This is a genomic window from Streptomyces sp. NPDC005898 (genome assembly GCF_040629635.1).
Lineage (GTDB): Bacteria > Actinomycetota > Actinomycetes > Streptomycetales > Streptomycetaceae > Streptomyces.
The window spans coordinates 181,197-194,488 of sequence record NZ_JBEXWC010000005.1 but is presented as its reverse complement, the minus strand read 5'-3'; the positions used below and the strand labels follow the sequence as shown (position 1 = coordinate 194,488).

At 70.2% G+C, this 13,292-nt stretch carries 16 protein-coding genes and 1 tRNA gene; 8 read left to right on the top strand and 9 right to left on the bottom strand.

Annotated features, from left to right (window positions below; all coding sequences use genetic code 11):
• Window positions 1–98 precede the first annotated feature (98 nt).
• Entirely contained in the window at window positions 99–1,307 is a 1,209-nt protein-coding gene (locus ABZ385_RS09920) for an SPFH domain-containing protein (protein ID WP_358910744.1), read from the bottom strand.
• Between the two features lie 169 nt (window positions 1,308–1,476).
• Window positions 1,477–2,823: a peptidoglycan-binding protein gene (locus ABZ385_RS09915; protein WP_358910742.1), complete on the bottom strand. Its 1,347-nt coding sequence runs from the start codon at window positions 2,821–2,823 to the stop codon at window positions 1,477–1,479.
• Between the two features lie 219 nt (window positions 2,824–3,042).
• Between ABZ385_RS09915 and ABZ385_RS09910 the strand changes: the two genes are divergently transcribed.
• From ABZ385_RS09910 to ABZ385_RS09900, 3 genes are all read left to right on the top strand, one after another.
• Window positions 3,043–3,116 (top strand) — tRNA-Lys (locus ABZ385_RS09910).
• Window positions 3,117–3,183: 67 nt separating this feature from the next.
• Window positions 3,184–3,888 carry a FadR/GntR family transcriptional regulator gene (locus tag ABZ385_RS09905; RefSeq protein WP_358590480.1) on the top strand — a complete coding sequence of 235 codons (705 nt, stop codon included), beginning with the start codon at window positions 3,184–3,186 and terminating at the stop codon, window positions 3,886–3,888.
• 3 nt (window positions 3,889–3,891) lie between these two features.
• Window positions 3,892–4,137 (top strand): ANTAR domain-containing protein, encoded by a 246-nt coding sequence (locus tag ABZ385_RS09900; protein WP_358910876.1) that lies wholly within the window; start codon window positions 3,892–3,894, stop codon window positions 4,135–4,137.
• 41 nt (window positions 4,138–4,178) lie between these two features.
• On the opposite strand, the gene ABZ385_RS09895 is transcribed toward ABZ385_RS09900, so the two are convergent.
• The 6 genes from ABZ385_RS09895 to ABZ385_RS09870 all read right to left on the bottom strand — a co-directional run bounded on the left by ABZ385_RS09895 (window position 4,179) and on the right by ABZ385_RS09870 (window position 8,095).
• Window positions 4,179–5,033, bottom strand: coding sequence for a class F sortase (locus ABZ385_RS09895; RefSeq protein WP_358910740.1), 855 nt, complete (start codon window positions 5,031–5,033; stop codon window positions 4,179–4,181).
• A gap of 16 nt (window positions 5,034–5,049) precedes the next feature.
• Window positions 5,050–5,589: a hypothetical protein gene (locus tag ABZ385_RS09890; RefSeq protein WP_358910738.1), complete on the bottom strand. Its 540-nt coding sequence runs from the start codon at window positions 5,587–5,589 to the stop codon at window positions 5,050–5,052.
• A gap of 556 nt (window positions 5,590–6,145) precedes the next feature.
• Entirely contained in the window at window positions 6,146–6,331 is a 186-nt protein-coding gene (locus ABZ385_RS09885) for a DUF397 domain-containing protein (RefSeq protein ID WP_358910737.1), read from the bottom strand.
• Complete coding sequence (locus tag ABZ385_RS09880) at window positions 6,324–7,187, bottom strand: helix-turn-helix transcriptional regulator (protein ID WP_358910735.1); 864 nt, start codon at window positions 7,185–7,187, stop codon at window positions 6,324–6,326. The genes ABZ385_RS09885 and ABZ385_RS09880 overlap by 8 nt, the downstream gene beginning before the upstream one ends.
• A 7-nt stretch (window positions 7,188–7,194) precedes the next feature.
• Entirely contained in the window at window positions 7,195–7,716 is a 522-nt protein-coding gene (locus tag ABZ385_RS09875; RefSeq protein ID WP_358580039.1) for a DUF6879 family protein, read from the bottom strand.
• Window positions 7,676–8,095: a hypothetical protein gene (locus ABZ385_RS09870; protein WP_358580040.1), complete on the bottom strand. Its 420-nt coding sequence runs from the start codon at window positions 8,093–8,095 to the stop codon at window positions 7,676–7,678. The genes ABZ385_RS09875 and ABZ385_RS09870 overlap by 41 nt, the downstream gene beginning before the upstream one ends.
• A 205-nt stretch (window positions 8,096–8,300) precedes the next feature.
• Between ABZ385_RS09870 and ABZ385_RS09865 the strand changes: the two genes are divergently transcribed.
• The 5 genes from ABZ385_RS09865 (at window position 8,301) to ABZ385_RS09845 (ending at window position 11,804) form a co-directional block, all read left to right on the top strand.
• Complete coding sequence (locus ABZ385_RS09865; RefSeq protein ID WP_358580043.1) at window positions 8,301–8,663, top strand: hypothetical protein; 363 nt, start codon at window positions 8,301–8,303, stop codon at window positions 8,661–8,663.
• Window positions 8,664–9,033: 370 nt separating this feature from the next.
• Complete coding sequence (locus ABZ385_RS09860) at window positions 9,034–9,273, top strand: DUF397 domain-containing protein (protein WP_358910733.1); 240 nt, start codon at window positions 9,034–9,036, stop codon at window positions 9,271–9,273.
• 79 nt (window positions 9,274–9,352) lie between these two features.
• Complete coding sequence (locus ABZ385_RS09855; RefSeq protein WP_358910731.1) at window positions 9,353–9,859, top strand: hypothetical protein; 507 nt, start codon at window positions 9,353–9,355, stop codon at window positions 9,857–9,859.
• A 24-nt stretch (window positions 9,860–9,883) separates the two neighbouring features.
• Window positions 9,884–10,783, top strand: a complete 900-nt coding sequence (locus tag ABZ385_RS09850; RefSeq protein ID WP_358580049.1) for a cupin domain-containing protein — start codon at window positions 9,884–9,886, stop codon at window positions 10,781–10,783.
• 238 nt (window positions 10,784–11,021) lie between these two features.
• The gene (locus tag ABZ385_RS09845) at window positions 11,022–11,804 is read left to right on the top strand and encodes an HAD-IIA family hydrolase (RefSeq protein WP_358580051.1); all 783 of its coding nucleotides are present in this window, start codon (window positions 11,022–11,024) and stop codon (window positions 11,802–11,804) included.
• 221 nt (window positions 11,805–12,025) lie between these two features.
• Here ABZ385_RS09845 and ABZ385_RS09840 read toward each other — a convergent pair whose 3' ends face one another.
• Window positions 12,026–12,811 (bottom strand): hypothetical protein, encoded by a 786-nt coding sequence (locus tag ABZ385_RS09840; RefSeq protein ID WP_358910729.1) that lies wholly within the window; start codon window positions 12,809–12,811, stop codon window positions 12,026–12,028.
• Between the last annotated feature and the right edge of the window lie 481 nt (window positions 12,812–13,292).

Below are 13,292 nucleotides of genomic sequence, written 5' to 3'. Positions count from 1 at the left end.
TTGGCGTTAGTTGAACATGTCCATACCAATGCCGGAGAGGATCCGTCCGGATCACGGGGCGGCTCACGAGGCGGATCACGGGGCGGATCACGGGTCGGTCACCGGTGCTCGCCGTGCCCCGTGTAGAACGCCACCGTCAGGTCCTTCACCAAGGCCTTGCGCTCGTAGTCGTCCAGCTCCACCAGGCCCCGCGTGGTCAGCCGCGTCACGGTGTCCTCGACCGAGTCGACCACCGAGGTCAGCACGGTGTCCCGGTGCCGTGCGTCGAGGGCCGCGACCCGGCGGCGGCGCATCGCGGCGGCCACCTCGGGGGCGTACTCGATCCGGGTGGGCCGGGCCGAGAAGACCTCCACGCCGACCGCCTCGACGTCCGCCGCGAGCGCCCGGGTCAGCGCCGCGCCCACGGCGTCGGCGTCCCGCAGCGTGGGGGCGTCCCGCAGCGCGGGCGCGTCGTCGTGGAACGCGTCGGCGGGCAGCCGCGAGAGCACGCGGGCCGTCGCCGCCTCCACGCACTCGCGCAGATATTCCTGGTGGTCCTCCACCGCGAGCGTCGCCCGCGCGGGATCCTTCACCCGCCATACGACGAGGACGACCACCCGCAGCGCGACCCCGTCCCGGTCCACGGCGGGCATCGGCTCGCTCCGCCAGTGCCGCAGGCGTACGTCGACGCGGCGGCGCAGCAGCAGGGGGTTCACCCACAGCAGGCCCGTGCGGCGGACCGTGCCCCGGTAGCGGCCGAAGAGGCTGAGCACCCACGCCCGGCCGACCCGGCCCCGGGCCAGCCCGCCGAAGCCGAACAGGCCGAGCGTGCCCGACGCGGCGAGCGAGGCCCACTGCGCCGGCCCCGGCCCGGTGCCCCCGCCGTCGAGTCCGGCCGCCCGCAGCGCCGGCTCGGGCAGCATCCCCGCCCACCACAGCGACAGCGTGCAACCGGCGACGCCCGCGCATCCGCCGAGGACGCCGGCGAGGCCGGGCAGGACCCGGGCCCGCCGCTCGGCCAGGGAAGGGTCGAGGTCGGGCACGGGGCGCGCCGCGGACTCGGCGGGCCCCGCCTCCGACGCCGACGTGGGCGTGGGCGCGGGGCGGCGCGGCGTCCGGGGCTGCTCCCCCGTACCCCGCCTGCGCCGCACCACGGCGGGCGGCAGCGGGACGGCCACCGGGTCGTCCGGGTCGTCGCGGAAGAGAAGGTGGACGGGGATCTCGGTGGTGGCCTCGCTCTGGATCACCCTCGGCGGCCGCGCGGCGGCCTGCTCGGGCGCCCCGCCGGGCCGCGGGGACTGTGGCTGTGAAGCCGCCGTCGCACTCATCCGTGCCTCCGCCTCATCAGTACCTCCGCCTCATCAGTACTTCCGCCTCATCAGTACTTCCGCCTGGTCCGTCCCCACCTCACGCACGCCCCTGCCTCATCCCTGCCTCCGCCTCACCGACACCTCCGCCGTACCCCGGGCCGAGGCCCGAGGCCCGAGGCCGTGCTCCTCACCGGAACAGCCGTCGCCACGTCTCCGGGCCCGGGTAGCCGTCGGCCGCCGCGCCCCGCCAGCCCTGGGCGCGCTGGAACGCCTCCACGTTGCGTCGGTCGCTCTCGCTCCAGGTGGGGCCGGGGCCCCGGGCGTAGTGGCGGCCGAAGCCCTTCCGCACGAGCTGGACGCCGAGCTGCTCGACCGCCGGGTGGGAGACCCCGGGCCGGAAGACGCCCGCCCCGGGGTAGGCCGGCGCCGTCCGCGCATCGGTGTCCTTCGGGGTCGCGGCCGCCGCGGGGATGTCCCGTCCCGTCCCCCGCATCAGGTACGACCACGTGGCCGGGCCGGGCAGGCCGTCCGCGCTCCCGCCCCGCCACCCCTGCGCCAGCTGGAAGGCCCGCGTCGCCCTGCTGTCCGCCTCGGTCCAGCGCGGTCCGGGGCCCGACCGGTAGAAGCGCTTGCCGCCCCGCGCGACCAGCGCCTCGCCGAGCCGGGTGACGTACGCGTTGTTCGCCCCGGGCCCGAAGGAGCCCGCCCCCGGGTAGCGCGTGCGGACCGGCCCGGAGCCGCTGCCCGCGCCCTTGCCCTCCGTGGTGGTCCCGGCCTCCTCGACGCCCTTGAAGCGATAGGCCAGATAGCGGTCGGAGTTCTCCCAGTAGGCATAGGGAGTCGCCTGCTTACGGGCGTGCGGGCGGGTCTGCTCGTAGGCGACGTAATGCGTTTGAGTGGCGTCCGTCCAGCCACCGAAAAGCGTCACGTGCGACCCCTTGGTCGGGTTCGCCGGATTGTGGAAGAGAAGAATGTCGCCGGGCTGGAGCTGTTCCTTCGTAATGCGCACCGCGTACTTGCCGAGGCTGCCCGTCCATTCGTTGCCGCTCAGGTTCCAGGCCATCGAGACAAAGCCGGAGCAGTCCTGGCGGTAACCGTCGCTCCAGTACGCCTCCATGCTGTACGGCACCTTCGCGTCGACCCACGTCATCGCCCGGTCGATGATCGTCGTCCGGGAGATCGAGTGGTACACCGACGACGCCGGCACGCCCGAACCGCCGTGCAGGGGGCTCGCGGGGCCCTGCGGCGTGTCGGGTCCCTCGTCCGCCGGACGGGCGTCCCGCCGGGCCGCCGCATGGCCTGCCGCCCCGGCACCCCCCACCTCGGTGCCGGCCGCCGCCGGCAGCGTCTGGCCGCCGAGCACCGTCCCCGCCGCCGCCGCGAGGACGAGGGCGCGCCGCGCGCCGTGCGCCGCCGGGTGGCCGCCGAGCCGCACGGGAAGCGCGTGGACCATGGCGCGCCGCCAGTGGAGACAACCGGGACAGCCGCAGTCGCTCTCGGGGTCGATTTCCTCGAATACCGGAGCGGCCTCCATGCGATTCCCCTCACACCCCAGAATAGAAAGTCCGCGCATCTGCACATCCGTCAGTTTCTCAACTGTCCCGGGATACCGCATGTTGACGGTCCGAATGATGTAGCGGCCCGCCCCGGCGGCTCCCCGGGCCCCCGCGAGTTCCCTCTCCGGACGCCGCCCCGGCGGGCCGGGTGGTCAGGAGCACTCCCGGACATCCGGTAGAGTTCTCCAGGTCAGCAGGCGCCGCTAGCTCAGTTGGTTAGAGCAGCTGACTCTTAATCAGCGGGTCCGGGGTTCGAGTCCCTGGCGGCGCACAGACACCGAAGGCCCTCCGTTCACGCGGGGGGCCTTCGTCGTGTGCCCTACCGCTACGGTTGCGCCATGGCGCGCGACATCCAGGAGCGGATCAAGAAGCTCATCATCGATTCCCGGCTGCCCTCCGGGGCCTCGCTCCCCACCGAGCCCGAGCTGATGGAGCGCCTCGGTGTCAGCAGGAACTCCGTGCGGGAGGCCCTCAAGGCGCTCCAGGCCGTCGGGATCGTGGAGATCCGGCACGGTTTCGGTACGTATGTCGGCCCGATGTCGGTCGCACCGATGATCGAGGGCCTCGCCTTCCGCACGGTGGCGGGCCACTACCGCGGCGAGGACAGCCTGCTCCAGCTCCTTGAGCTGCGCGAGGCCGTGGAGACGGGGCTGATCGCGCGCCTGGCGGGCCGGGTCCCGGAGGCCGACCTCGCCGAACTGGACGCCTTGGTGGACCGGATGGACGCCGAGGCCGCCGCCCCCGACGGCACCGTGCGCGCGGAGACCGACCGCGCCTTCCACGCCGCCCTGTACCGCGGCCTCGGCAACCTCCTCCTCGGCGAGGTCCTGGAGGCGTTCTGGGACGCCTTCCACAAGGTCCGCACCGATCTGGTGGACGTACCGCAGGACCCCAAGGTCACCTGCCGCCAGCACCGCGAGATCGTGGAGGCGGTGCGCTCGGGGGACGCCGTCCGGGCCGAGCGGGCCATACGGGAGCACTTCGGCAACATTCGTACGCGTCTCAGCTCACCCGCCCCCACAGGCGCCCCCCATCGCACCTAGCCTCTGGCTCTCACGGGCTGCCGGACGCTCGCCGCGCAGCTCCAGCACGCCCTGGACAGCCGGGTCCGCGTGGAACAGGCCAAAGGCGTGCTCGCCGAGCGCCGGCACACCGGGGCGGACGAGGCGTTCGAGGCGCTGCGGCGCTACGCGCGCACGGAACGCCGGGCCATCGACCTGGTCGCCACCCAGGTGATCGAGGGGACATTCGACTGCGCGGCGCTTCGGCGGGACCGGCCCGCCCCGTCCTGACAACCGGCTCGACACCCACTCCCCCGGGGCACCGATTCGTCCTAGAGTTCGTCACACGGCCCGAGCCCCCGGCCCGTGGGCCGTTCCGCTCCTCGGAATGGCCCGTCGACCTCCCGCGCCGGTGCCGGGTTCCTCCCGCGACCCGCGCGCCCGCGGTCGAGGACCGCCCGGTCGGCGGCTCCCGGGGGGAGCGGGCCGCCGACCGGGTCGGATGCGCCGGACGCCGCGGGCCCGCGGGCGACGCCCGTGAGGTAGGCGGAGACGATGACGTTGGCCGTGTAGGCGCGGGCGGCCCGGTCGAAGGTGCCGCCGCAGGTGATGAGGCGCAGCTCGGCGCGGCCCTCCTCGTGCGCGCCGTAGGCCTTGCGCGCGTCGAAGCGGGTACGGGCGACGACCTGGACGTCGTCGACGGTGAACTCCGCGACGGTCCCGTCGTCGCGCGCCACCCGGATCCGCTCGCCGGGCCGCACCGCGCTGAGGTCGTAGAAGACGGCGGGCTCCGTCTCCGTGTCGACGTGGCCGACGAAGAGGGCGGCGCCCGGGGCGCCGGGGCGGGTGCCGCCGCCGTACCAGCCGACGGTGTCCGCCCGGGCGTACGGAGGCGGGTCGATCGCTCCCTCGGGGTCCAGGCCGCGGGCCGTCACGGGCGCCGTCACGGCCAGGGACGGCACGTCGACGCGGAGCGGGCGCGCGGGCGGCAGCGGTTCGTGCGCGGGCGGCAGGTCGACGTCCGGGGGGCGGCCCACCGCGGCCGCGTCGCCCTTCGTCGGCGCGGACATGCCGCCGGGCAGCGCGGAGAGGCCGCTGCCCCACAGCCCGAGGCCGCCCAGGAGAACCGCCCAGGCGAGGCCGGTCAGCAGGCGCGCGGAGCCGGACGGGCGTTCGCCGCCGGACACGACAGGGGCCCGTCCGTCACTCGGAGCGGTGCCGACGGGCGCTGCGGAAGGCCACGGCGACGGCCGCGACCCCGGCGAGGATCAGGCCGACCACGGCGTGCCGGGTGCCGGGGCCCGCCTCGTCGGCCCCTTCGGACGCGGCCGAGGTGAGCTGCGCGGTGCCGCCGCCACCGGCCCGCACCGGGGCGCTCGGCTCGGCGCTCCGCCCCGCCACGCGGACGGTGCCGACGCCCTGGTGGGGGTGGCCGTCGCAGATGACGGTGAGTTCGTAGGAGCCGGTGACGCCCTTGCGGATCTTCGCGGTGCCCTTGAGGTCGTCGCCGCCCCGCCCGCTGAGCCGCGCCTCCCCCTCGAAGGCCCCCGCCCCGGCCGCCCCGGTGGCGCCCTCGCAGCCGGTCACGGTGACCTCCACGGAGGCGCCGGCGTCGGCGGTGGCGGGGGTGACGGTGGCCTCCACGGAGCCGCTCTCGTGGGCCCGGGCCACCCCGCCGGGCAGGGCGACCGCCACCAGGACGGCCACCTCGGCCGCACGGGGAGCAAGGGAACGTATTCGCATCGTGAACCTCCTGTCCTACGAGATTCACGCCGCGCCCGGCGCCCCGCACCCCGGCACGGGTCAAACGGGGGCCGGGGCTCCAGAGGGCTTCTAGGCCTCCAGGGCGCTGGGCCTCCAGGGCGCTGGGCCTCCAGGGCCTCCAGGGCTCTAGATCCGCTCGACCAGGTCGGCGATGGAGTTCACGACGGTGGAGGGCCGGAACGGGTACTGCTCACCGGACTGACCTCGCGCCGGGACATCGACAACGACGTCGCCGGGAGCAAAGAGCGCAACAGACCTGGGTGTGAGTCGGGTTGCCTGCCCCTCATGACGTAAGCCTCAGCCAAGCAAGAGCCCTCGCCGTTGACCGGGTGTGATCGAGGGTGGGGACATGCGCCGCTACTGCCCGCTGTGCAGGAGGATCTGCGGCTGCAAGTGGTAGCGACGCTCGGGGGGTGTGCGGACGCTCGGCGGCGCACCGAACCGAATCAGGGGCGACGGGATGAGGGCTGACGAGATCATTCACTGATCTGCCCGCGACGGCCCCCTCGCGGAGAGGGGCCGGTCGATGAGCCGCTCACACGTCGAACGCCGTACTGAATTCCACGAAGCTCATCCAGGAAGTGGGGGGAAAGGCCAGAACGGCGCCCTCCTTATTCTTCGAGTCCCTCACCTTGATCTCAGTCGGGTCATTATCGGCGACTTCGACGCAAGTATCCGACTTCGTGTAGCTACTTGTGTGCCAATTCGGCTTTTCATTCACGGTTTTCCCTTCCCATGCGCTGAAAATGCTGGATGGCCTTCAGGATTAGCTCCCTCGCGGCCTGCCCGTAGACGGCAGACTGCCGGTGAAACTCGAATGCCTTCCGGTATTGCTCGACTTCCCGCGGCTGCGTCACTGACATCTCCGCGGAATAGGTCTCCACCATCACGAGCTTGTCGTCGAACATCGAGAAGGCATGTCCGATCCAGAGTTCGAGGGGGGCCGACCGTGGGACGATGCCCAGGCTGAGTCGAGGTAGCGCCATCACCGCTATCAGTCGGTCGAGTTGAGCCCTCATGACCCCCGACCCGCCGTGGTTCGAGTAGAGGGCCTGCTCGCCAAGGAGCACGTTGAAGATTCGATCGCCCTTATAGAGGTACGACTGTCGTTCAAGGCGCTTGGCCACGGCAGCCTCCGTGTCGACCGGCGATTCATAGAAGTTCGACACCTGTTCGAAGATGACCTCCGCATAGTCGGAGGTTTGGATGGTGCCCCAGATCGTGGAGGGGTCCCAGATCCTGAACACCTTCGTCTTCTGGTAGAGCGGCAGGGACCTCTTCTGGCGGTTCTCAGTGCCTTCTTGGAGCTGTCGGCGCCACTCCATCCACAGCTCGTCTATGTGTCGGACGGTGGCGACCAGGTCCGAGATCTCGGCCGAGCGGCCGGTCTTCTCGCACCAGACCCGGATGTCGTCCTCGCTCGCGTTCTGCTTGCCGTTCTCGATGCGAGAGACCTTCGACTCCTGCCAACCGGTGACAGCAGCGAAGGCCCGGCCGCTGGTGAACCCCGCGTCCTTGCGGAATCCACGCAGCCGGGCACCCAACGCCTCGCGGGTCTCCTGTGCCTGGTTGTTCACTGCTCGGTCAAGGCTTGTACTCGGAGTGCTGGATTGCAGAGTCCCAGAGAAGGTCCCGGACACGGACACATTCGGCGACCGTCTCGGGATCGTCGATCACTTCGGAACCGAGGACCCTTCCGTTCTCGTCGAAGTGCCCGACTGCCAGGAGCTTGTCGTCGAAGAGCCACCAGTCGTTGCCTTCGACCGGAAAGACCAGGCCCTCGGGCAACTTGTGGCGCGGCAACCATCGGATCTGCTCGCCGGCCTCCTCGTTGAGCGGAGTTCCCTCGTGCTCCCAACGGATGTATGGAGTGTGCGGCTCAGTCACGACGCGGACCCGCCGCACCGTCTTGCCCTCCTGGGTCAGCCCTCGGACCATCATCAGCCACGAGCCCATGAAGGCGTTGTCGACCACTCCCGCGAGCCACTTCTCATACGGCCCGTCCTCCAACGGCACCGAGTAGTCATCCCTCAGCTCCAGATGGAAGGCATCGTGCGCGACCGCCTCAATGAGCCGGTTGCGCTCGGCGCTGGAGATCAGCTCCACGTGGTTCCTCCAGTAGGGCTGTGATCGCGGCCTTGGAGACCTCGACCACCGTCTCGTAGTCCGGAATCGACATCTGGGCCAGGGTCTCGGGATCGGTCACCTCCTGGCCCTGCACAACGTACGTACCACTCGGTGTGAGGACCATGAGCGGGTCCTCGAGACGCTTGAACTCGCCAGAGGGAAGACCGTCCTTCCCCAGGTGCTCGAACAGCTCGGCGGGAACCTCCACCGCGGTCTTCCCCGCGGGGATGTCGAGCTGGACCCGAGGGTCGTCCAGGGCAATCCTCCAGCCTTGGACGAGGTAAGTGTCCTGGTCGGTGGCGTATAGGGTAGGGCAGTCGCCCACTTTGGAGTCCTTACCAAGGAACCGTAGTTTCATGGTTGTTCTCCTGTCGTCTGCCTTGCGCGAGATTGCGCGGCACCTCGATGGTCGAGGGCGCGTTCGCCACCGTCAATCCGCTTGCTGCAAACTCGCGCAATCTTCTTGGTTGTTGTTTGCAGACCGCTCTACGGTCGTTCCGAACCGAGCAGCCAAGGAATCTGCACTTCGGTGCAATACCGAGGGGAGATGCGTGGTGTCCACCGTGAGCGAGAGCAGCAGCACTTCGAGCGTCGACGGGCCAGCGATCGACGATGAGCTGATCAGGGACAGCACCGACAGCGCCCTCGCGATGCAACTGGGGACGACGACCCGCGATGAGATCGACGCGCGGACGCCCGCCCTGATCGGCCACCTGGAACGGCTTCTGGCTGAAGACCTGGGGGCGGACAGCGACGACATTGTCAAGGAGCTGTACAGCAGGGCGTACAAGCTGCTCGACCTGCGGCACCGTCCCACCCCTGACGCGCCGGCCTTCGCCGCGTACTTCTTCATGCGCGATGTCGCCAACCTGGCTCGACACCTTCTGTGGGTCTACAGCCAGAGGAGCGGGACGGGTGTCTCGTGAGTCCCAGGGCGCAGCAGGTCATTTACGTCCTGATGCTGCTCGCCCTCATGGTGGCGCTCGGGCTCGGCATGGCAAGAGCCGGCGCCGACGCCCACTCGGCTGGCGGCAGTGGTTCTTCCAGGGGCTCATGATCCTGCCCTGCTCGTCGGTCGGCGCAGCCCTCTGGGTCGTCAACCAATGATCTTCCACCCCCGTGAGTGAAAGTCCGCCGGCTCCCCCGTACGGCGTTGCCCTCGCGGGGGTGGAACTGAACGCCCATCCCGGCCAGCCACCCCCCGAAGAAGGACAGGTCGGGCCGGGGCGGGTCGCAAGTGCACGACGGCGCGGAGAACGTCTCTCCGCACAGCAGTTGCACAGGGAGGTCATTCCCATGTCCAGCAGCATCTACAACCTGCCCGTCAAGGGTGCGATGTTCGAAAACTTCTGCGGCGGCAACCTTCAAGGCGAGCACGAGTCCTGCATCGAGGTGGCCGCGATCCCCGGCGCGGAGTCGGCGTTCGTCCTCACCGACAACAAGCCGGAGGGCGCGGGCAAGGAGCTGCGCTTCACCGGCGCTGAGGTGGACGACTTCGTCGTCGGCTGGGCGAAAAAGCGGGGGTTGGCGCTCTGATCTGGCGCTTCCCCACCAGGTGACGAGAAGGGTCGATCCGCTTCGGCGGGGCGGCCCTGCACTTCCCAGAAGGGCACGTATGAGCTGGTCAGGGCATTGGCACGGGTTTGGGCCATGGATCGGAGCCGCGTTCGAGTATGCGAAGGAGGGCAGACGACGGCCGGCGCATCCCAACGGCCCGCCGATGGTGTCAGGCCCCGAGGACGCGAAGCACCAAGAACTCCTCGTTCAGTACCGCGCAGCCGCCGCGGAGTTCCAGACCGGCAACGTGCCGCCGATGATGACCGGCCACTGGCTGATGAAGAAGAACCAGGTCTCCGTCGACCTCACGTGGACGGATGCGGGGGGTGCCCTGGCCTGGATGCGAAAGCAGTACGAGGCGAACCGGCCGTTCGAGCGGGAGGACGGGCGCCAGGCGTATGCCGATCTCGACGTGAAACTGGATTACGCCGCCGACGTGCTGCCGCGCGGAGTCGACGTGTGCTGGGTGCACTACACCTCCTCGAAGGGCCTCCTCTCACTGTCCGTGGTGTGCTGCCCGAACAGGTTCCACCCTGAGATTTCCTGCCCGCTCCCCCCTTCGTGATCCTGCACGGAAGGAGGCGACGCAATGTCGCTGCGTCTCATACTGCCCGAGAACGGCGTAACCGATCTGCTGACCTCGTGGCCGGATGAACCTCGCGTCTATGAGCGCGGTAAGACGGCCCTGGACGAGGTGGCCTCCGCGGAGGTGATCCGGGGCTACGTCTTCAGAGGGTGCGTCCCTGCCGAGGAGATCGCCATCGTCAAGGCGCCCAACCCGTCTCTGAACCAGAAGGCGTTCACCACGGATGGCCGGGCCGACCGCGCGAAGCTCGCGCGACTGTACGAGAGCGGTCACACGATCCGCCTCGGCAACCTCCAGCGCGTCATCCCCGCCATGGCCCAGGTCTCCCGGGACATCCAGCAGGAGACCGGGTACTCGAACTACATCCACACGTTCCTCACCCCGCCGGCCAACCAGGGCCTACGGCACCACTGGGACCAGCAGATGGCCGTGATCGTCCAGATCGCGGGGACGAAACGGTGGCAGCTCTGGGAGCCGCCGGTTGAGGCTCCGATGCGGGAGCATAACGAGAGCTGGCGTGTCTGGCGGGACCACTACATCTCCACGTGGGAGGCCGCCGGCCCGGACATGGAGGTCGACCTGCAGCCGGGCCAGTCCCTCCTGGTGCCGCGCGGGTGGGTGCACAACCCGCACGTCGTCACGGACGAGGACAGCATCCACCTGACCTTCGCCATCCGGGAACGCACCCCGATGTGGCTGGTGGAGAAGCTGGTGGCGGATGCGATCGAGGACCCGGAGTTCCGGCGGACCATCCTCCCTGGCGACATCACCGGGGGCGCGTTGGTCGAGCGACTGCGTGAGGCTCGCCAGGCGCTTCGACGCCACCTGGACTCCCTCAACGTGGACGACCTCGTGCCGGCCGTTCGGCAGATGGCGCTTACAGAGCTGGAGTACTCCACCTGAGATGCGTGAATGAATGATTAGTGGCTGGCCCTTCCCGCTCTGGGGGGGCAGCCGCTGGGCTCGCCGATGCCGTGAGCCCAGCGCAGGAGCCTGCCCAGCCGCCGTGGGCGACAGGGTGCCGTCTCATCGCAGGCCACGGTGAATGAATCAACCGGCGCCCCTCTGGCTACGCTGTGGGCGTCGCGGCACAGTGTCGTCCCGGCACCCAGCAGGCCCTTGCGTACAGGAGACCGGCAACATGGCAGAGCGTAAGCCCATCGAATCGTGGTTGACCGACATGGACGGGGTGCTTATGCACGAAGGCATCCCAGTGCCAGGAGCTGATGCCTTCATCAAGAAGCTGCGTGACTCCGGCCAGCCGTTCTTGGTCCTGACCAACAATTCGATCTATACGGCGCGGGACCTGCACGCCCGGCTGAACCGCATTGGCCTGGACGTGCCCGCGGAGAACATCTGGACCTCCGCTCTGGCCACTGCGAAGTTCCTGGACGACCAGCACCCTGGGGGCTCCGCCTATGTCATCGGTGAGGCCGGCCTGACGACAGCCATGCACGAGGTGGGGTATGTCCTGACGGATACCGAGCCTGATTTCGTGATCTTGGGTGAGACCCGAACCTACTCGTTCGAGGCTATGACCAAGGCGGTGCGGCTCATCAACGATGGCGCTCGGTTTATCGCCACGAACCCTGATGAGACGGGCCCATCTGCCGAGGGAGCGCTTCCCGCCACGGGAGCCGTCGCAGCGTTGATCACTGCGGCTACCGGCAAGAAGCCCTATTTCATCGGCAAGCCCAATCCTCTGATGATGCGGACTGCGCTCAACACTATCGGCGCCCACTCGGAGACGAGCGCAATGATCGGCGACCGAATGGACACGGACATTCTCGCCGGACTGGAAGCGGGGATGGAGACCTTTCTGGTGCTCACCGGCCTGACAGCCACTGCGGACGACGTCAGCCGCTTCCCTTACCGGCCGACCCACGTGAAGGACTCGATCGCGGACCTGGTCGACCTCGTGTGATCGACGGGTGCTCTGGCCGCTGAGGGCTAACTGGCCCAAGCGGCCAGAGCAAGCCCTCGCACACCACTGAACCGACGTTTCCGCAGGTCAGGCCCAAACACGTTGTGTGCGACAGGAAGTCGCGATCTCGCCCCTCGGTCGCCCCTCGGCTGTTCGTCCCCATCTCGCGGTCCGCCACGCCGCCACTCCGGGCACGGTGCCCGGAGTGGGCCCGGCCGGGGTCAGGGGCGGCGGGTGCCCGAGCGCAGGCGCCGGTGGCGGGCCAGCAGGGCCGCGCCGCCGAGGAGGAGCGTGCCGGCGGCGGCCCCGAGGCCGAGCAGGGTGATGACGCCGGTCTGCGCCAGTTGTTCGATGGAGTCCGCGCGCTCGATCGAGTCCGCGCGCCCGGTGGGGGACGGCTCCTCGGGGGCGTCGGCCGCGACGGTGAACGCGTAGTCGTTGGAGTCGCCGACCCACTCGCCGTCGTCGTCCCTGCGCTGGACGAGCGCGGCGGACGCCACGACGCGGGTGGGCCGCGTGTCGGCGCTGAAGCCGAGCCTGACCTTGACCTCGACACTCTCGCCGGGGCCGACCGTGAACCCGGGGAAGCCGTCGTCGAAGACACCGACGTGCTCGTCCTGATCGGTCCGCACGAACCGCACGGGCCGCCAGCGCGTCCCGTCGTGGAACTCCAGCCTGATCTGCTCGGACCGCAGCGGCTGCCGCTGGTCCACCAGGACCAGGATCGGGTGGACGCCCGAGCAGGGGTCGCCGGTGGTGTTGGTGAGGTCGATCGTCCAGCCCTGCCGGTCACCGCCCGGACGGTAGGCGGCGGGCCCCTCGTGGATGCGGGTGTCGATGGGAAAGACGTCGCTGTCGGCGGTGCCGCAGGCGGGCGGCACCACGACGGCGTGCCGCTGCTGACGCACCTGCGGTGCGGCCGCGGCCGGCCCCGGCGCGGCGGCGGACGTGAGAGCGGCGGCGACGGTGGTGGCGACGCCGAAGGTGAGAGAACTGCGGAATCGCATGCGGGGACCTTGCCACGCCCCCGGCCCCACCCCCCGGCGCCACCCGGCGGTAGACCCGATCGGCGGTTCCACAACCGCACGATCAGGCGGGATCACGCCGGGGGCGATTGGCGGGACGCCGGCCTTTGACGACCGGGCGGTAGTCGCGGGAGGGGGAGCCGCATGCGCGATGGGGCGTTCGTTGCCCGGGGGCATGGACGGGGAGCCGTCCTGGGGCCCGGGGGGGGCAGGACTGGTCCGCCGGCGCACAACGCCGCGCGAACGGGCGAGCTGCGCCCGAGGTGATTCGCGGGAGCCGACCTGAGGGGGTGTCAGGGGGCGACAGGGCCGCCCCACGGGCCCACAAACGTACGAACGGATGGGCCCCGCCCGGGGCGATTCGCGGGAGCCGGCCTGAGGCGCCAGGCGGCCACAGGGCCGCCTGGCAGGCCCATGACCGCACGACGACGGGGCCCCTGCCGGGAGCCCTTGACGGGATCCG